Origin of the sequence: Pedobacter psychrophilus (assembly GCF_001652725.1) — a bacterium.
Taxonomy (GTDB): domain Bacteria; phylum Bacteroidota; class Bacteroidia; order Sphingobacteriales; family Sphingobacteriaceae; genus Pseudopedobacter; species Pseudopedobacter psychrophilus.
Map to the genome: position 1 here is coordinate 21,700 of NZ_LWHJ01000029.1, position 20,037 is coordinate 41,736.

Below are 20,037 nucleotides of genomic sequence, written 5' to 3' on the forward strand. Positions count from 1 at the left end.
TTTAAGGTTTATTTATCCATAAAAGGATAATCTGTATAGCCTTTTTCTCCAGGAGTATAAAATGTATCCATATCTGGCTCATTTAATTTTGCTCCAGCTTTGTAACGTTCTAATAAATCTGGGTTTGCTAAATACGGACGACCAAATGCTATTAAATCCGCTGATTTATTTTCTAATGCTTCAGCAGCTTTTTTATCATCAAAATTACCGCAAAGTATTAATGTGCCTTCAAAATTCTCTCTGATATTTATTCTAACATTATCAGGAAGCTCTGTGGATCCCATTGCAGAATGGTCTAAAAGATGTATATAAACCAATCCTAACTTATTCAATTCTTTAGCTAAATAATCATAAGTTTCTTCCATTTCTGGATAAGCTCTCATATCATTAAATGCTCCGTTTGGAGACAACCTGATACCAACTTTTTCAGCGCCAATTGCTTCAATAGATTTTTCTACAATTTCCAATAAAAATTTAGACCTGTTATGAAGACTACCTCCATATTCATCCTTACGATTATTGCTATTTGGATTCAAGAATTGCTCTACCAAATAACCATTAGCTCCATGAATTTCTACCCCATCAAACCCTGCTTCAACTGCTAATTTAGAAGCATTTACATATTCTTCAATTGCTTCATGAACCTCATTTGTAGACATTTCTTTAGGTAAATCGTTTTCCTTCATCCCCTCTTTATCTGTATACATTTGCCCTTCTGCAATAATTGCAGATGGCGCTAATACCTCTGCTCCTTCTGGTAAATTAAGGTGATGAGCAATTCTGCCACAATGCATTAACTGCAAAAATATTTTTCCAGCTTTTTTATGAACTGCATCAGTTGTTAATTTCCATCCATCAACATGATGTTGGTTATACATTGCAGGAATGCGTGGGTAGCCCAAGCCATTTGCAGAAGGTGAAGTACCTTCTGTGATAATTAAACCTGCACTTGCTCTTTGTCCATAATACTCTGCCATTAATTCGTTTGGAATATTGTGTTCTACAGCTCTAGAACGAGTCATAGGAGCCATTACAGCTTTATTTTTTAATTCAATTTTACTTAATTGATAATTTTCGAAAAGTGGATTTGCCATTATATTAGTTTAATGTTAAACAAATATTAGCAATTATGTTTCCAAAAACTATATCAATTAAAGAAATGACTTTTCTTAGTTAAAGAAAAAATTAGGATTAAAATCTTAAATCTACAGATTGATTATTATTCCTCTAGGTATTTGTTTTCTAGTAAATAATTAATGGTACTTTTCAATTGTGATGCGTTTTCAAGATTATCTTCAATTTTTATTATTTGTTGATAATTAATGAAATTAGAACCGTTATGCACAACATTATCAGTTAATGTATTTAAAGATGCATCCAATATTTGTTGTTGATTTTTTTTAACCTTATTTAATAAATCAATTTTAAGCTCAGCAATTTCTTCACCTTCGGTCTCAAAAAATTTGACTACAAATCTTGTAACCTTATCTCCCTCTAAATTAATGGCGTTGGTTGTATATTTCCCAACCAATTTATCCTGACATTTAATTTGCTGATTGATAATGGTAATTTTTTTTGCCGAGTCGTTTGCGGTATTTAACGAATAGCTTGCAAAGCCTACTTTATTAAAAAAAAGGAAAAAGAAAATGATAACAATGTTTTTCATAGAAAATAGATAGATATAAATCCTTGTACGAATTTAAACGGAAATAAGATACAGATTATTTCATTTTTTTATATCACAATATTAATAATCCTACCTTTAACAACAATCACCTTTTTAGGGTATTTCCCATCAAAATATTTGATAATTGCCTCTTCTTTTAAAATGATTTCTTCTACTTCTTTTGGTTCTAAAGTTAAAGCTAAATTTATACTTGTCTTGGTTTTTCCGTTGATAGAAACCGGATAATTAAATTCATTTTCTATCAAATGATCTGGATTAAAAATCGGGAAAGGAGTGTAGGATAAAGTTCCTGCTTCGTTGCCTAATAATTGCCAAAGCTCCTCGCAAATATGTGGTGCATAAGGCGAAAGTATAATTACCAAATCTTGTAAGATTACTCTTTTATTTGATTTTAAATCTGTTAACTCATTAACGGCAATCATAAAACTAGAAACCGAAGTGTTGAAAGAAAAACGTTCTACATCATCTTCTACTTTTTTAATAATCTTATGCAAAGTTTTTAATTCTGCCTTTGTTGGTGCTTCATCAGAAACGGAGAAATTAAAGTTTTCATCATGAAATAATTTCCAGAATTTCCTTAAGAATTTAAAAACACCTTCAATTCCGTTGGTATTCCAAGGTTTACTTTGCTCTAACGGACCTAGAAACATTTCGTACATACGCAAAGTATCCGCACCATAACGTTCTACCAAATCGTCTGGACTAACCACATTAAATTTGGATTTAGACATTTTTTCGACCTCCGTACCACAAACATATCTGTGCTTGCTAATTGGAAATAAATTTTTCACCTCGGTACCTTCCATAAAAACGTGTTCTTTTTCTGGATTTAGGATAGACTTTTCGCCATCCTCAAAAATAAAAATAGCATCATTATATTCTGGTCGCCACTTTTTAAATGCCTCTGTGTCTAAGACATCGTTTTCAACCATATTAACATCAACATGTAAAGATAAAGTTCTGTAATTTTCCTTTAATCCATTAGATACAAAAGTATGGCTCGGTCTTCCATCAACATCTAAAATCATGTAAACAAAATTACTCCTGCCTTGAATCATCCCTTGGTTAATCAGTTTTTTAAAAGGTTCTTCTTCGTTTACAAAACCTAAATCTTTCAAAAATTTATTCCAGAAACGGCTGTATAAAAGGTGTCCGGTTGCATGTTCGCTTCCGCCGATGTATAAATCAACATCTTTCCAATAAGCAATTTTATCACTATCGGCGAAAGCCTGATTATTATTGGCATCCATATAACGGTACCAATACCAACTGCTTCCCGCCCAACCCGGCATGGTGCTCAATTCATATTCGTAAGCCTCCCCTAAATCCTCTCCAAAGGAGAGGACTTCAGAACCTATTTGCTCCCTCTCCTTTGGAGAGGGCTGGGGTGAGGCTTTATATTTCCAATCCTTCGCTCTTCCTAAAGGTGGTTCTCCGCTTTTTGTTGGTAAATATTTATCAACTTCTGGCAATAGTAAAGGCAATTCCTCCTCCTTAATTAGATAAGGTAACCCATTCTTAAAATAAACCGGAACTGGTTCTCCCCAATATCTTTGTCGGCCAAAAATGGCATCACGCATACGGTAATTAATTTTACCGTAACCCACTCCTATTTCTTTTAATTTATTTACGATAGCTTCACTCGCTTCTTTATAACCCATCCCATCAACAATCCCAGAATTAATAAATTTTCCTTCTTTAGTTGGGTCGGCTTCCTTTTCAATTTTTTGCGAATCTAAAATTTGAAGAATTGGTAAATGGAATTTTTGAGCAAAAAGAAAATCTCGTTGGTCGCCCGATGGAACGCCCATTACAGCACCAGTTCCATATCCTGCCAAAACATAATCTGCAATCCAAATCGGAATTTTATCACCGCTTAACGGATTTGAAGCATAACTACCAGTAAATGCTCCAGAAACAGTCTTCACATCAGACATTCTATCTAATTCCGATTTCTTTTTTGTGGCTAAAATGTAGTTTTCAATATCCTCTTTTTGCTCTTCAGTTGTTAAAGACGCAACTAATTCATGTTCTGGAGCAATTACCAAAAACGAAACACCAAAAATGGTATCAACTCTTGTTGTAAAGACTTCAATGATAGCGTCTTTGTTCCTTGCTCCTTGCTCTTTGTTCTCAATTCCGAAGGAAACCATCGCTCCAACACTTTTCCCAATCCAGTTTCGCTGCATTTCTTTAAGCGGTTCTGGCCAATCAATGTTGTTTAAACCTTGCAATAATCTTTCGGCGTAAGCAGAAATCCTCATGCTCCATTGCATCATTTTCTTTTGCTCCACTGGATGTCCGCCACGTTCGCTAAAACCATCCTTAACTTCATCGTTTGCTAAAACAGTTCCTAAAGCAGCACACCAATTAACCGTACTTTCCTTTAAAAAAGTTAAACGATATTTCAATAATTCTGCTTGTTTTTCTTCAGCGTTCATATTGCTCCAATCACTTGGAAGCAGATTTAAAACATCCTCATCACAAACAGCATTAATTTCTGAAGAAGGAATGGCTTCTAACTTTGCAATTAAAGTAGAAATAGATTCGGCTTTATCAGTTTCTTTATTATACCAGCTATTAAAAAGCTGCATAAAAATCCATTGTGTCCATTTATAATATTCTGGAGAACTGGTACGCACTTCTTTACTCCAATCGAAAGAGAAACCTAAATTATCTAATTGTTCGCGGTATCTATTAATGTTAGTTTCGGTAGTTTTTGCGGGGTGTTGACCGGTTTGAATAGCATATTGTTCTGCCGGCAGACCGAAAGAATCATATCCCATTGGGTGCAAAACGTTAAAACCTTTTAAACGTTTATAACGGGCAAAAATATCAGATGCAATGTATCCAAGTGGATGCCCAACATGCAAACCCGCACCACTTGGATAAGGAAACATATCCAACACAAAATATTTGGGCTTACTCGCATCCACATCCGCTTTAAAAGTTTCGTTCTCTGCCCAAAATTTTTGCCAGCTCTTTTCTATCTGCTTAAATTGATAATCCATCTGATACCGTTTTTTTTCTTGGTGCGAAAATAAAAAATTTAAAACAGTGCTTGGCTTTAATTGGTAAATAATTACGTTTCTGATTTGTTATGCATTTAGATTTATTTTTTTTGGGCGTTCGGGCGGGCTTTTTATTTATACTGCACAAGGCATTAGCCACAAGGCCGGTATCCATTTCAATCCCTAACGCAAAATGTGCTTTCTAATTAATTTTACCGATAAAAAAATGACGCTATTTAAATTCTACACCATAAAAGATTAGAGAATATTTAACTTAATGAATTTTAGAAAATCTTAACTGGCTTTATTTTTGACTTTAAAACCTTAATTAACAAAAAATTTAAAATCACAAACAATGAGAAATTTATTAAAATTAAAAAGCATATTATTTTTAGCTGCTATAGCTTTAGTGATAAGCTCTTGTTCTCCTAAAGCAGGCGGAATGGTGAGTAATAATGTATCAAAAGGAACAATATCTGGTACATGGGTAGTAAATAATGTAAGTTTAGAAGGATTTCCGCAAGGCTATGAAGTAAAGAATGTGTTCGATATTGCTCCATATCAAGACTTTAATGGCAGTACATGGAAACTTTACGGAGGTTATGGCGGGATGATTACTTTAGCCAATGGAACTACACAAGAAATTTATTGGTCTTTAATAAATGATGGTATCAATCCGATTTTCCAATTCAAAAAAATTGGTACTGATGAAAAAGCAAAAAATGTTGATGAAGGTTATCAATTGCAAATTGCTAGTGCTTCAAAAACCAACTTGACTTTAAAAACCCCATTTAAATTATTAAATGGAAATATGGCTCATGTGGTTTACAATTTTACTCCACAGTAAGCAAATTGTCTGAATCTTGATTTACTTATTTTAGTATAATCATGATTATTAAAACATAAAAAAAGACTGCTTAATTAAGCAGTCTTTTTTTATGTTATTTTAGAAATAAAGTAAACATTGTAAAGAATTCGAAACTGGCATTGAAATGCTGAAATTTTAGATAAAGTGTAAATTATTAGTAATTAAGATTTTGCGTTAAGGATAGGGACGGCATCCTTTTTTTGCCTCTTGCCATTAAGTAAATGCAAAAAAAGATATAGTGTATAGCCTGTTAAAACGCCCTAATAAATAATTCAGGTAAATGATTAAATTTTAATATCTACCATTCAAAATAAAAAATTGCCCACATTTTTGAAAGTAAAAAAAGCATCATGACTTCATAATGCTCCAGTTTTTAAACTCGAATTATATAAAGGTATTTATACAGGCTCTGATAAAAAATTTATGATGAAGGCAAAAACGGCTAATATCAATAAAATATGAATTAAAAATCCTGCACTAAAAATAAAAAATCCTAAAATCCAGCCAAGTATAAATGCGATTGCTAAGATATTTAATATCAATCTCATAACTCTCAATTTGTTTATTGGGGGTATGCAAAGGATATGCCACTTAAAAAAATTTAAATAAAAAAAGGGGATAATTTATAATTATCCCCTTTTTTAAAATGGTTAAAATGACTAATTATTTTTTAGCTACCAAATTGATATTTAATTCAAATTCATCATCAATTGCTTTATCTCCAATACCTGCAATGAAGTTTTTAGAACCATATTTTATGTCGTATTTAGTTCTATCAACCTTTACCCCAGAAGCTACTGCTACTATAAAACTACCTTTTTGTTGTACACTAGCAGGGAATGTAATCTTATTATTAATTCCTTTTATTGTTAAATTACCTGTGATATTTACTTTGTTAGCATCAATAGCTGTAACATTAGTAATCTGGAAATTTGATGTAGGATTTTTTTCTACAGAGAAAAAATCTGGAGATTTAAGATGACCTAAAAGTTTCCCTCCGTTAGTAGCATCTAAATCTGTACAAGTCATTGTACTCATATCAATATTAAATGCTCCACCAACAAGTTTGCTTCCATTAGCACTTAAAGTTCCGTCAGCTAATTTAATTTCGCCTGTATGCTGTCCTGTAATTTTTTTGCCAATCCATTCAATTTTAGATTTGCTAACATCTACTGTATAAACATTTGCAGCAGGTTTAAAGGCAAAAAACAATCCTGTTATTGCCACTATTGATAAAACTATTTTTTTCATATTTGTTATTTATTTATGTCAAAGATATAAAAAATATACATGTTTAAACATGTATATTCTATTTTGAGATTAGATTACCTTTTATTGACAATCTATTATAATTGTTTAAACTTAAATGGTAAAGCTACTTAAGTTAATAAATTCCTGTACACGACTTGAAATTTCCTTTTGCGAGAGATTTTTTATTTTCTCTGTCCCAAACTTTTCTACACAAAAAGATGCTAACGCAGAGCCATAAATAATCGCATTTTTCATATTGGAAAAATTGATGGTCCCTACTTTCGCTAAATATCCGATAAACCCACCTGCAAAAGTATCACCAGCACCAGTTGGATCAAAAACATCTGCCAAAGGTAATGCTGGTGCAGAAAATATTTGATCTCCATGAAATAATAGCGCACCGTGTTCGCCTTTTTTGATGATTAAATACTTTGGGCCCATGGTTAATATTTTTTTTGCTGCTTTTACCAAAGAATATTCGTTAGAAAGCTGTCTTGCTTCGGCATCGTTAATAGTTAAAACATCAACCATTTTAATAGTTGCCAATAAATCATCCATCGCAATATCCATCCAAAAATTCATCGTATCCATCACAATTAATTTCGGACGCTTTTTAATCCTGTTAATTACTGTTTGCTGTATTTGTGGAGTAAGATTACCTAGCATCAAAAACTCGCAATCTTGGTAAGATTCTGGAATAATTGGATCAAAGTTTTCCAAAACGTTTAACTCAGTTGTGATGGTATCACGGCTATTCATATCATTATGATATTTACCGGCCCAAAAAAAAGATTTTTCTCCTTCTTTAATTTGCAAACCTTCTACATCAATACCATGTTTGCCAAAATCTGCTATATCTTCTTTTTGAAAGTCATCACCTACTACAGCAACAATTTTAGTTTTATCATAAAAATAAGAAGCGGCCAAACTAGCGTAAGTGGCTGCTCCGCCAACAATTTTATCAGTTTTACCAAAAGGTGTTTCAATTGCATCAAAGGCTACAGTGCCTATAACTACTAAGCTCATAAATTTTTTTAAATTTTTTCTTTACAAATATTGCATAATTAATTTTAATTCCCGAATATTGCACTCCCGAAAGGGGCAAAAGCTTTGAAAAAAGTGATTGTTAACCAGAAAGTGTTTCATAAAAACACCCGAAATTCCTAAGTAGCTCAGCTGGTTAGAGCATCTGACTGTTAATCAGAGGGTCCCTGGTTCGAGCCCAGGCTTGGGAGCTTAAAAAACCCTTCAAACTACTGTTTGAGGGGTTTTGTGTTTTATGAGATATGTTCTATTTATATATTCTTTATTCTATTTCTTCCGACAAATATTATTTAGGGTATTCTGAGGATCCTGAAAGACGATTATTGGAACATAATAATACTGGAAGAGTGACTTATACTTCTAAACATCGTCCTTGGATAATTAAGAAAGTGATAGAATTAAGTAGTAATCGGGCATTTGCCATGGAGGTGGAAAAAATAATTAAAAAAGCTAAAAGCAGAGTTATTATCGAAAAAATAATAACCAATGCAAATTCTCTAGACGATATTAACCAGCTGGTTAGAGTCCCGACCCGTCGGGATTAATCAGAGGGTCCCTGGTTCGAGCCCAGGCTTGGGAGCTTAAAAAAACCCTTCAAACTACTGTTTGGAGGGTTTTGTGTTTTATAAGATTTATGTTCTATTTATATATTCTTTATTCTATTTCTTCCAACAAATATTATTTGGGGTATTCTGAGGATCCTGAAAGACGATTATTAGAACATAATAATAGTGAAAGAGTAACTTACACTTCTAAACATCGTCCTTGGATAATTTAGAAAGTGATAAAATTAGGCAGTAATCGGGCATTTGCCATAGAGGTGGAAAAAATAATTAAAAAAGCTAAAAGCAGAATTATTATCGAAAAAATAATAACCAATGCAAATTCTCTAGACGATATTAATCAGCTGGTTAGAGTCCCGACCCGTCGGGATTAATCAGAGGGTCCCTGGTTCGAGCCCAGGCTTGGGAGCTAAAAAAAACCCTTCAAACTATTGTTTGGAGGGTTTTCTGATTTATAGGATTTATATTCCACATATATATTCTTTATTCATACTATACAATAAACCTTTACCCTTTAACCAGCTTCAGCACTTTTTTACCAGCAATCATGATAGGGATTGCTATTAACCCACCTATTAAACCGGCGGCAAATTCTTTTAAAATGGATATTAGGTTAGGCAAAATATGATGTAAAAATTCTATGTTATGCACAAAAATACCTCCGGCTACTAATACAAGGGCAATGGTACCCACAACCGATAATAGTTTTATAATGATAGGGAGCCCTTTAACTAAGACATGACCAAATGAGGCAATTATGCCTTTATCATCAGCGTGTTTTATTAATTTATATCCAGCATCATCCATACGTACAATAAGCGCTACCATACCATAAACCCCTATAGTTGCAATAATTGCCACTATAGAAACTGTTAAAATTTGGGTGATTTGGCTACTCTCTATTACTGAACCCAAAGCAATAATTACAATTTCTATGGAAAGTATAAAATCAGTAATTATAGCAGCTTTTACTTTAGTTTTTTCTGCATCATTATCGTCTAATTTTAGCTCTATTATTGTTTCCTCTTTAGCCTTAGACCTATGAAAAAAGTATTCGATGATTTTTTCTACACCTTCATAAGCTAAATAAAAACCTCCCATAATTAAAATCACTTTAATGGCAATTGGAAAAAAAGCTTGTAGAAGTAAGGCTACTGGAACAATAATTAGTTTATTAAGAAAGGAACCTTTTGTGATGGCCCATAAAACCGGAAGTTCTCTCGTTGCTAAAAAGCCGGTAGCCTTTTCGGCGTTAACAGCCAAATCATCACCCAATATACCGGCGGTTTTACGAGTGGCAACCTTACTTGCTAAAGCCACATCATCCATTAAAACCGAAATATCATCTAAAACTGCAAAAAAACCCGAAGCCATAATTCTTTAATAAAGTACAAATATAATTATCACAAATTAATCGTAAAAAAAACCTTCAATCATAAATGATTGAAGGTTTAAATTCGGTTATGCTATAAACTACTTTGTTCCTCCATTCATATAATCTATCGTTAAATCCGCTAACGCTTTAACACCTAAGGTAAATCCGCTTTCGTCTATAAAAAAATCTGGTGTATGGTGCGAAGGTGCTTTTAATGGGTCTTTACCTTTTGGCATCCCACCTAAAAAGATAAAAAGTCCTGGCACTTTTTCTTGAAAGAAAGAAAAATCTTCTGCCCCAGTTACTGCTGGCCTTAGTAATACATTTTCTTTACCTGCAACAGCTTCTAAAGTAGGCAACATTTTAGCAGTTAAAACAGGGTCGTTAAAGGTAACTGGATAATGAACGCTAAATGGAATTTTTACTTCTGCAGTTGCTCCTGCAGCTTCAGCTGTTTTGGTCACGATAGTTTTAATACGATCAATAAACATGTTCTCATCTTCTTTGCTAAGGTTACGTACCGTTCCCATCATCACTACTTCTTCTGGAATAATGTTAGACCTTAAACCTCCATGAATAGAACCAATAGTTACTACTCCTGCATTTTCGGTTAAATTTAAATTTCTACTTACAATGGTTTGTAATGAGTTGATGATTTGTGCGGATACAACAATTGGATCTACTGATGACCAAGGATAAGCCCCATGCGCCTGAACTCCTTTTACCGTAATTTTCATATCGTTTACAGCTGCCATTGTGCCTCCAGGGCGATAAGTGATTTTTCCCACTTCGGTTTGAGAATTAACATGCAAACCGAAAATAGCATCAACATGAGGGTTTTCCAATACACCTTCTTTTACCATCAATTCTGCTCCCCCTTCTTCTCCAAACGGAGGACCTTCTTCTGCTGGTTGAAATATAAATTTTACTGTTCCTTTTAAATCGCTTTTCATAGATGAAAGCACTTCTGCTACACCCATCAAAATTGCCATATGTGAATCATGACCGCAGGCATGCATAGCGCCTACTTCTTGTCCATTAAATTGAGTTTTTACCTTAGACGCAAAAGGAATCGGAGTGCGCTCAACTACAGGCAATCCATCCATATCTGCCCTTAATGCTACAACTGGGCCTGGTTTTCCTCCTTTTAAAATACCAACTACTCCTGTTTTAGCTACTCCGGTTTTCACCTCAATTCCTAAAGATTTTAAATGCTCTGCAATGATTTTAGAAGTGCGAAATTCCTGATTTCCTAATTCGGGGTGTTCGTGGAAATCTCTACGCCAATCGATAATTTTCTTTTCTATGGCATCTACTTTTTTAGAAACCTGGCTTTTTATTGCTTCGGTTTGTGAAAAGGAATTTAATGTAAAACAAATGAAGGATATCGTAATGATTAATTTCATATTTAATAAAAATTTTAGTGATTAAATATATGTAAAATAATATGAGTTAGTAAATTATGAAATTGAAAATTGGTTACTTAAAAACAACCTCGGTAGCTCCATATCCAAATTTTTCTCTTTTGGCATCCATAAAAGTTTTTACTTGTGGGTGTTTGCTTATCATCTTATGGATTTGGTGTTGCAAGGTTCCATTTCCGGTGCCATGTATAAAAATAATTTTATCAAACTGATGCACTATTGCAGCGTCTAGCGCTTCTTGAAATTTTGCCAACTGAATGTCTAACATTTCTTGTTTGTTTAAGAAATGAAAATCATCTCGTAGTTTTTCAATATGTAAATCAATTTCTTTTGCCGGTTTTCCTACTTGCTTTTTCTCTTCTGATGGTTTAAAGAAGGCTTCCTTCAGTTTCTCAGCATCTATTTTAATAGTTGCTTCGTCCATTTTGAAAAGCCAACCATTCTCGCTTATAACTGGAATTTGAGTTTTACTACCTGCAAAATCTTTCGCTTTAAAGCTGATATCGAAAGTTAAAGGCTTTAATTGTGGTTTATCTTGTGATGTAAAATATAATGCTTGGAAATGGAATTGTGGCCAAACATCCAATTCTGCTAAAGAAGCTGAATATATTTTAGATGATGAATTTGAAGAGATTTTATCTGCAAATTCTCCTTTAAATACTTGTTTTAGTGATGTTTTAAAAGTGGTTAAAATTTGATAAGAAGTTAGATTTACAAGGTAGAAATGAACTATTGAAGCTTTATTTTTATCGGTTATAGCGGATAGGAAAATACCTTTTTCAATAAAATCTTGCTCCTCTGTTATATTTTGCAAATCTGTTTTATTGCTTTCCGGATTGGTTTTATGTCCGTGAACTCTTGTTAAATTATTGATCATTACCGGAATCTCGAAATCATCCTCGCCGGTTACGCCAACCATCTCTTCACTTATTATTTTAGTGATATATCCTTCACGTTTTTCATCTACAAAGCGCACAAATTCTCCTAATTGATATTTCATATGGTAAAGATAAGGTGTTTATTTTACAAGTGTTTTCCATGAAATAGGTTTTGTTTAATAGCAAAGGCTTATTTTACTAAACCCGATTGGCAGTGGTATGCTTTTTTGTTGGGGGAAATGGAGGGAAAAAGCATTTAGCAGAAAGCGGGGCTATCCTAATTTTAAAACGAATGCCCTTGCTTTTCATAAAAACCTTTTAATCTTCTATTGGCAGTTCAAAATAAAATGTAGCGCCTTGGCCCATTTTGCTATCTACACCAATTTTTCCGTTGTGTTTACGGATGATTTCTGAGGCAATGAATAAGCCAATACCAAATCCTGGAAAAGTCTTTTCGTTTTTGCCCTCTACCCTGTAAAAACGATCAAAAACCTTCTTCTTATCTTCTTCTCTTAATCCGATTCCTTTATCAGTTACTGCAACTTTAACATAATTGTTATCTATACAGGATTTTACACTAACATTTAATGAGTCTGGAGAATATTTAACGGCATTGGTTAAAAAATTAATGAGCACTTGAGAAATGCTTTCCCTATCTGCAAAAACTTCTTTATCTGTTTCCTGGCAGAAAATGATTTGATGATGTTGGTTAATATGTTGGATTTCTTGAATTACATCTTCTACCAATTCATTGATTGCAAATTTAGATTTCTTTAATAATAAACTGCCTGATTTAATTTTAGAGACATCTAACAGATCTGTAACTAATGTGGTAAGTGTAGTAACTTGTTTATTTAAGATGTTTAGAGCATTTATTAAAAAAGCATCCTCGCTATTCTGATATTTATTTTTTAAAAGTTGTACATATCCTTTTACTGAAGTAATTGGAGTTCTAAGTTCATGACTAGCCATGCTTATGAAAAAATCTTTTTGCTGATCTAATTCTTTCATGTCGTGAATATCTGTACTGGTACCAACCCACATTTGAATTTTTCCATCATTATCTTTTAATGGTTTTGCCCTACTTAGCTGCCACCGACTTTCTCCGTCTTCACGAATAAAACGATGCTCAAAAACAAAGTCACTACCTGTAGTTATGGAATTTGACCACAAACTCATATTTTGTGTTTGGTCTTCGTGATGTACGATAGATATCCAACTATCATTTTCAAGAATACTTTCATCTAAACCTGTATAATTATAAACAGATTTATTAAAATAATTTAAAGTTCCATTAGCATCTGCTGTCCACACAAATTGAGGCATTTCATTAGCCAATAATCTAAATTTTTCTTCTCTTTCTATTAAATCCTTCTTATACTTTTTTTCATCTGTAATGTCTTTAATTGTACCCATCATTTTTGATGGCTTATTATCATCATCGTAAAACATGGTACCATTTACTTCTATCCAGTGTATGGAACCATCCTCGTTATAAATACGACTCTCATAATTTAAGATTCCCGTTTCAATCACTTTTATATTAGCACTTTCCCGAATAGTTTCATCATCAGGATAGAGTAACTTTCCGATCATATCTTGGGATAATTGTTCTTTATTTTCAAAACCAAAAATCTGAGCATATCTATCATTAAATATTCCTGTATTTTCTTTTGAATCAAATTCCCAGATACCTAATTTACTTGAATCAATAACAACACTTAGTTTTTTTTCACTTTCAATAATTTTGTGTTTAGAAACCACTTGTGCAGTAACATCTGTTCCCATTGCAAAAATGCTTTTTACTTCACCATTTACATCTTTAATAGGCTGATATAGAAAATTTAAATAAACAACTTCTAAACCACCGTTTCTGGGTAATGAAACTGCCCTCTCATTTGCTTCAAATTTAATTCCAGTGGTATAAACTTGATTCATTATATCTTCTAAACCCTGTCCTTTTGCCTCTGGCAAACCTTCAAAAATTGGCTTATTTGATATTTGATGTGCCTCCTTTCCCCAAAGCTCAAGCATCATATCATTAGCAATTTCCACAATAAAATTTTCACCTTTAAAAATGCACATTGCAACAGGTGTCTGCATTATATTCTCAAAATATTGTTGGTTTGCTTTCTGTAATTGCTTGCGGGCATAAACTTCTTTAGTGGTCTCTACACAGGTAGATAAAACTCCAGCAATAGAATCAGATTCATCAAAAATTGGACTGTAACTAAATGTCCAATAAACATCTTCTAAACGGTTGTTTCTAAAAATAGGGATTAGGTGATCTTCGCTCCAGGTTGCCTCTCCGGTGTTATAAACTTTACTTAACAATGGTTCAATTATATCCCAAGTCTCTGACCATGCCTCCTCTCCTTTTAGTCCTAAAATATGAGGATGCTTGCCTTCATTTCCTAAGCTAGGTCTAAATGCATCATTATAAAAACCTAATAAATCCTTCCCCCAAAAAATAAATCCAGGAAATTTAGAACTTAAAACAATGCTTAAAGTTGTTCTTAAGCTTTGTGGCCAAGTTTCAGGCTTACCAATAGGAGTTTGGGACCAATCCCTTTCACGGATAAGCTTCCCCATTTCTCCACCATTATTTAAAAATTTTAACTGATTCATAAATATGCTTGAAACTTTTTAAATAGCTCTTAACAACATTCCTAAAAAGAGGATGACTCTTCTTTTATTGTTTTTAAATTTAGGCACTTATCGGGCTAAATTATAGTTTTTTTATTCCCTCATTAAGGTTACAAAAAATCTACCACTTCCATTAAAAATAGAAATACAAACTAAAAACGCTAAATCAAAAGGCAATTATTAAATATCTTGTCCTCAAAATTAAAATATTAGAAGAAAAATTTGCATTTAAAATTTGAAAGCTTAGTTTTGGCAACAGAAATAATACAAGCAATGATCTCAACAAACTCATACACTACAACAACCACAACGCATAAAGCGTAAGGGAGGTAGTATATGGTTTAAACATACAAAGCGCCTTCCGAATATATCGGTAGGCGCTTTTTTTATATAAACAAAATGAAAATCTTAAAATTCGGGGGAACATCCGTAGGTTCCGTAGAATCGTTAAAAGCATTAAAACAAGTTGTAGAAAGCAACTTAGCGCAAAAGGAAAAAGTAATTGTAGTTGTTTCTGCCATGAGCGGTGTTACTAACATTTTGCTTAAAATGGCAGAAGAATCTGTTATAGGTATTGATTTTTCTTTGGCTTTATCCGATTTGGAGAAAAGACATTTTGCTGTGGTAAAAGAATTGGTGCCTTTGCAACAACAAAACCAAGTGATTACAAAACTTAAACTTTATTTCCAGGAGTTAGAAGATATTTTGCAAGGCATTTCTGCTTTGAAAGAACTGAGTGCCAAAACAAAAGATATGGTTTTGAGTTTCGGAGAAAAATGTTCGGCTTTGATGATTAGCAGAATATTGAAAAACGAAGATCTTAATACGGAGTTTTTAGACGCTTCCTCCATTATTAAAACCGATAGTAGTTTCGGAAATGCAAAAGTGGATTTTGAGCAAACCAATTTATTGGTGATTGATTATTTTAAGCAACATCAAAATGATTTGGTTGTGGCTACAGGCTTTATTTCTAGTGATAATCAAAAAAGGATAACTACTTTGGGGCGTGGAGGTAGTGATTATACTGCTGCAATTTTTGGTGCAGCTTTAAACGTTAGCCAAATAGAAATTTGGACAGATGTAAATGGTATGATGACCGCCGATCCAAGACGTGTTAAAAAAGCTTTTTCTATGGAAGAGCTTTCTTATACAGAAGCTATGGAGCTTTCTTTTTTTGGTGCGAAGGTGATTTATCCACCAACCATGATTCCCGCATTTTTAAAGAAAATCCCAATAGTTATCAAAAATACTTTTGAGCCAGATTTTGCCGGGACATTTATAAAACACGATCTAAAACCATCAAATACTACAATTAGGGGCATTTCTTCAGTTGATCATATCAGTATAATCAATATTGAAGGAAGTGGAATGGTAGGAAAAGCTGGGTTTAGTGGCCGGTTATTTTCATTACTATCAAGAGAGCAAGTAAATGTAATTTTGATTACTCAATCTTCATCTGAACATTCTATTACTTTTGCGGTAAATCCGGATGATGCCGTAAAAGCAAAAGTTTTAATTGAACAAGAATTTGAATTAGAACTTTTAGCGGGAAAGTTAGAACCTGTTAAAGTAGAAAATAACCTTTCTATTTTAGCCATAGTTGGCGAGAATATGAAGAAAACTCCAGGTATTTCTGGTAAGCTTTTTTATTCATTAGGCAGAAATGGTGTTAATGTAGTTGCCATAGCACAAGGTTCATCAGAATACAATATTTCGGTAATTATTTACAATTCAGAATTATCTAAAGCATTAAATGCCGTTCATGATGCTTTTTTTGCCGAATTGCAAAAAACCTTAAACGTTTTTATGGTTGGTGTAGGTAATATTGGGACAGAATTATTGAGCCAAATTAATGGGCATAAAGACTTTTTGGCGAAGAAAAACCTCATTAACATCAAAATTTTGGGATTGTCAAACTCCAGAAAGATGTTGGTAGATGCAGATGGGATTGATTTATCAAAATGGCAAGAACGTTTAGAACAATCCTCGGCGAAAGCCAATTTAGAAGAATTTATTTTACAGATGAAGGCATTGAATTTGCCAAATTGTGTCTTTATTGATAACACAGCAAGTCCGTATCCTTCAAAATTTTATAAGCAAGCTTTTGAGGCTAATATTTCCGTAGTTACCTGTAATAAAATTGCAAACTCGGGTGATTACGCACAATTTGCCGATTTAAGAGAAACTGCTCAAAAGCATGGTGTCGATTTTTATTATGAAACCAATGTTGGAGCGGGTTTACCGATTATTAAAACCTTAAATGATTTAATCATTAGTGGAGATAAAATTTCTAAGATTGAAGCCATACTTTCTGGTACCATTTCTTTCATCTTTAATAATTTTAAAGGAGATGCGAATTTTCATGATGTGGTAAAATTAGCACAGGAAAAAGGTTTTACAGAACCTGACCCAAGAGATGATTTAGGCGGAATCGATTTTATGCGTAAAATGTTAATCTTAGCAAGAAACGCAGGTTTTGAATTAGAAGCAAGCGATGTAAAACTTGGGGCAATTATTCCGGAAGCCGCATCAAAAGCAGCAAGTGTAGATGATTTTTATAGCGAATTACAAAACGCAAATGAGTATTTTGAAAAACTTAAGAGCGATGCAGAAGCAGACGGAAAAATGTTACGATATATTGGTAAATTGGAAAATGGAAAAGTAGAAATCAGCATGCAATCCGTTGATTCTAATCATCCTTTTTATGCATTATCAGGAAGTGATAATATCATAGCTTTTACCACAGATAGATATAATGAAACGCAAATGGTGGTTAAAGGTCCTGGAGCTGGCGCAGCAGTAACTGCCGCTGGCGTTTTTGCAGATTTGGTAAAAGTGGGAGCTTCTAAAGCTTAAGGCTAAATGCTAAAAGCGAAAGGCTAAAAAAGTAATTTTAAAACACATAACAGGCAAGTCCTTCCGCCAATTGGCGGAAGGATTTAGGATGAGGCTAATGAAATCAATAAAAGTTTTTGCTCCGGCAACCGTTGCTAATGTGGTTTGCGGATTTGATATTTTAGGTTTTGCAGTAAACGAACCCGGTGATGAATTGGAGATGGAAATGATCGATACTCCAGGCGTTAACATTATTTCTATTGAAGGTGACGAGGGAAAATTACCTTTAGACCCATCAAAAAATACTGTGAGTGCCAGTATTATCAGCTTATTAAAAAAATTAGGGCGTGAGGATGTTGGCTTTAACCTCAAATTGAAGAAGAAAATGCCAATGGGAAGCGGTTTAGGATCTAGCTCTGCAAGTGCAGTGGCGGGATTATTTGCGGCAAACGAATTATTAGGAAAACCATTAAGCAGATTAGAATTATTGCCTTTTGCAATGGAAGGGGAAGCTTTAGCTTGTGGACACGGACATGCTGATAACGTTGCTCCTGCCCTATTTGGAGGTTTTACTTTAATAAAAAGCTACGACCCTTTAGAAGTTATCCAACTTCCTGTTCCGAAATTATTTTGCGCTTTATTATACCCTCATGTAGATGTTCCCACTCGTGATGCAAGACAAATTATCCGTTCTAAGGTTTTATTGAAGGATGCCGTTACCCAATGGGGAAATATTGCAGGTTTAGTAAGTTCGCTTTATACTCATGACTATGATTTACTAGGAAGATGTATGAAAGATGTAATCATTGAACCAATACGTTCTATTTTAATTCCAGAATTTGATAATATGAAAGAATTGGCAATGGGCAATGGGGCTTTAGGATTTGGGATTTCTGGCTCAGGTCCAACTGTTTTTTCATTGTTTAAATCGAAAGAAAATGCCCGAAAATCTTTAGAAGAAATGCAAGCAATGCTTAATAAGTTAGGTATTGACAGTAATATATATTTATCAGAAATTAACGAAAAAGGACCAGTTATTTTGTAGGTTGTTAGGGATTAGATTGTTAGTTTGTTAGGTATTGCTAAATCGGAAACTGAACGAACTACTAGCCCAACCAATTAACAAACAGACCACCAAACAAACTAATAAAATGAAACTCTACTCTACTAATAATAAAAACTTATCTGTTGATTTTGAAACAGCGGTTTTTAATAGCTTACCAGCTGATAAAGGTTTATATATGCCAACTTTTTTTCCTCAGATTGATAAAGAGGTGATGGCTAATTGGGATAGAAAATCTTTTCCAGAGATAGCTTTTGATATGGCTTATGCTTTATTAAAAGATGATATTTCTGCAGAAGATTTAAAAACAATTGTTGATGAAACTGTAAATTTTGAAGCTCCTTTACATCAATTAGAAAGAGATGTTTATATTCTAGAACTTTTTCATGGACCATCATTAGCTTTTAAAGATTTTGGTGGGAGATTTATGAGCCGTATTATGGCTCATTTCTTAAAAAAGGAGAAGAAAGAAATCCAAATTTTGGTAGCAACTTCGGGTGATACCGGCGGAGCAGTTGCTTTGGGATTTTTAAATATTCCGGGAATTAAGGTTACTATTTTATATCCAAAAGGGAAAGTTAGTGCTACACAAGAATTACAGTTAACTACTAACGGAAATAATATTGAGGCTATTGCTATAGATGGCACTTTTGATGATTGCCAAGCATTGGTAAAAACCGCATTTCATGATAAAGAATTGAATGAAAAGTTAAACTTAACATCTGCAAATTCTATAAATATCAGCAGATTGATTCCTCAAATGTTTTATTATGCAAATAGCTATGCAAGATTAAAAGATAACTATGAAAATATAATTTTTGTGACCCCAAGTGGAAATTTTGGAAATATTGCAGCAGGAATAATGGCCTACAAAATGGGTATTCCCATCACTAGGTTTATAGCTGCGACCAATAGCAATGATGTGGTTCCAGAATATTTAGAGACGGGAATCTATAAAGCTCGGCCTTCCATACAAACATTAGCCAATGCTATGGATGTAGGTAATCCAAGTAATTTTGTACGGGTTTTAGATATGTTTGATAACGATTTAGAACTGTTAAAAACAAAATTAACTGGATACTCTTATACTGATGAGGAAATTAAATCGGCCATTTATTATGTTTACAATACCCACAGTTATGTAATTTGCCCACATACTGCAACCGGTTGCTTAGCAGTAACCTCTGATAAATTATTAAACCCTGATCAAGAAAAAACAGCTTATGTTGTTTTGGCAACGGCGCACCCTTGTAAATTCCCTGAAGTTTTTGAAGAATTAAGAATTCCTTTTGATGAGCCTGAACAAGTTGCACAGCTTTATAAAAAAGAGCATAAAAGTTTAGAAATGAAAAATAGTTTTGAGGATTTTAAGAAATATTTGATTGGATAAAT

At 33.4% G+C, this 20,037-nt stretch carries 16 protein-coding genes and 1 tRNA gene; 7 read left to right on the forward strand and 10 right to left on the reverse strand.

Annotated elements, in window-relative coordinates; translation table 11 throughout:
• Positions 1–8: 8 nt before the first annotated feature.
• From A5893_RS12370 to A5893_RS12380, 3 genes are all read right to left on the reverse strand, one after another.
• Complete coding sequence (locus tag A5893_RS12370) at positions 9–1,094, reverse strand: alkene reductase (protein WP_068822896.1); 1,086 nt, start codon at positions 1,092–1,094, stop codon at positions 9–11.
• Between the two features lie 125 nt (positions 1,095–1,219).
• Positions 1,220–1,666, reverse strand: coding sequence for a hypothetical protein (locus tag A5893_RS12375; RefSeq protein WP_068822897.1), 447 nt, complete (start codon positions 1,664–1,666; stop codon positions 1,220–1,222).
• 68 nt (positions 1,667–1,734) lie between these two features.
• Positions 1,735–4,698 carry a leucine--tRNA ligase gene (locus A5893_RS12380; protein ID WP_068822898.1) on the reverse strand — a complete coding sequence of 988 codons (2,964 nt, stop codon included), beginning with the start codon at positions 4,696–4,698 and terminating at the stop codon, positions 1,735–1,737.
• Between the two features lie 355 nt (positions 4,699–5,053).
• On the opposite strand from A5893_RS12380, the gene A5893_RS12390 reads away from it, so the two are divergent.
• The gene (locus tag A5893_RS12390; protein ID WP_068822900.1) at positions 5,054–5,545 is read left to right on the forward strand and encodes a hypothetical protein; all 492 of its coding nucleotides are present in this window, start codon (positions 5,054–5,056) and stop codon (positions 5,543–5,545) included.
• Between the two features lie 419 nt (positions 5,546–5,964).
• On the opposite strand, the gene A5893_RS17705 is transcribed toward A5893_RS12390, so the two are convergent.
• The 3 genes from A5893_RS17705 to A5893_RS12400 all read right to left on the reverse strand — a co-directional run bounded on the left by A5893_RS17705 (position 5,965) and on the right by A5893_RS12400 (position 7,843).
• Positions 5,965–6,114: a lmo0937 family membrane protein gene (locus A5893_RS17705; protein WP_157687553.1), complete on the reverse strand. Its 150-nt coding sequence runs from the start codon at positions 6,112–6,114 to the stop codon at positions 5,965–5,967.
• 115 nt (positions 6,115–6,229) lie between these two features.
• A complete protein-coding gene (locus A5893_RS12395) occupies positions 6,230–6,817 on the reverse strand; it encodes a YceI family protein (RefSeq protein ID WP_068822901.1) in 588 nt (195 codons plus the stop codon).
• A 111-nt stretch (positions 6,818–6,928) separates the two neighbouring features.
• Positions 6,929–7,843: a PfkB family carbohydrate kinase gene (locus tag A5893_RS12400; protein ID WP_068822902.1), complete on the reverse strand. Its 915-nt coding sequence runs from the start codon at positions 7,841–7,843 to the stop codon at positions 6,929–6,931.
• A gap of 135 nt (positions 7,844–7,978) precedes the next feature.
• On the opposite strand from A5893_RS12400, the gene A5893_RS12405 reads away from it, so the two are divergent.
• From A5893_RS12405 to A5893_RS18335, 3 genes are all read left to right on the forward strand, one after another.
• Positions 7,979–8,052, forward strand: a tRNA-Asn gene (locus A5893_RS12405).
• A gap of 51 nt (positions 8,053–8,103) precedes the next feature.
• Complete coding sequence (locus A5893_RS18330; RefSeq protein WP_068822903.1) at positions 8,104–8,406, forward strand: GIY-YIG nuclease family protein; 303 nt, start codon at positions 8,104–8,106, stop codon at positions 8,404–8,406.
• Between the two features lie 89 nt (positions 8,407–8,495).
• Positions 8,496–8,639 (forward strand): GIY-YIG nuclease family protein, encoded by a 144-nt coding sequence (locus A5893_RS18335; protein ID WP_082911433.1) that lies wholly within the window; start codon positions 8,496–8,498, stop codon positions 8,637–8,639.
• 292 nt (positions 8,640–8,931) lie between these two features.
• Here the strand turns inward: A5893_RS18335 and A5893_RS12415 are convergent, their stop codons facing one another.
• The 4 genes from A5893_RS12415 to A5893_RS12430 form a co-directional block, all read right to left on the reverse strand.
• Positions 8,932–9,798 (reverse strand): DUF808 domain-containing protein, encoded by an 867-nt coding sequence (locus tag A5893_RS12415; RefSeq protein ID WP_068822904.1) that lies wholly within the window; start codon positions 9,796–9,798, stop codon positions 8,932–8,934.
• A gap of 99 nt (positions 9,799–9,897) precedes the next feature.
• Positions 9,898–11,205, reverse strand: coding sequence for an amidohydrolase (locus A5893_RS12420; protein WP_068822905.1), 1,308 nt, complete (start codon positions 11,203–11,205; stop codon positions 9,898–9,900).
• Between the two features lie 73 nt (positions 11,206–11,278).
• Positions 11,279–12,223, reverse strand: a complete 945-nt coding sequence (locus tag A5893_RS12425; protein ID WP_068822906.1) for a Smr/MutS family protein — start codon at positions 12,221–12,223, stop codon at positions 11,279–11,281.
• A gap of 196 nt (positions 12,224–12,419) precedes the next feature.
• The gene (locus A5893_RS12430; RefSeq protein ID WP_068822907.1) at positions 12,420–14,729 is read right to left on the reverse strand and encodes a sensor histidine kinase; all 2,310 of its coding nucleotides are present in this window, start codon (positions 14,727–14,729) and stop codon (positions 12,420–12,422) included.
• Positions 14,730–15,146: 417 nt separating this feature from the next.
• Here A5893_RS12430 and thrA point away from each other — a divergent pair, with 417 nt between their 5' ends.
• From thrA to thrC, 3 genes are all read left to right on the forward strand, one after another.
• Positions 15,147–17,603, forward strand: a complete 2,457-nt coding sequence (thrA, locus tag A5893_RS12435; RefSeq protein WP_068822908.1) for a bifunctional aspartate kinase/homoserine dehydrogenase I — start codon at positions 15,147–15,149, stop codon at positions 17,601–17,603.
• A gap of 97 nt (positions 17,604–17,700) precedes the next feature.
• Positions 17,701–18,627: a homoserine kinase gene (locus tag A5893_RS12440; protein ID WP_068822909.1), complete on the forward strand. Its 927-nt coding sequence runs from the start codon at positions 17,701–17,703 to the stop codon at positions 18,625–18,627.
• A gap of 106 nt (positions 18,628–18,733) precedes the next feature.
• A complete protein-coding gene (thrC, locus tag A5893_RS12445; protein ID WP_068822910.1) occupies positions 18,734–20,035 on the forward strand; it encodes a threonine synthase in 1,302 nt (433 codons plus the stop codon).
• Positions 20,036–20,037 lie beyond the last annotated feature (2 nt).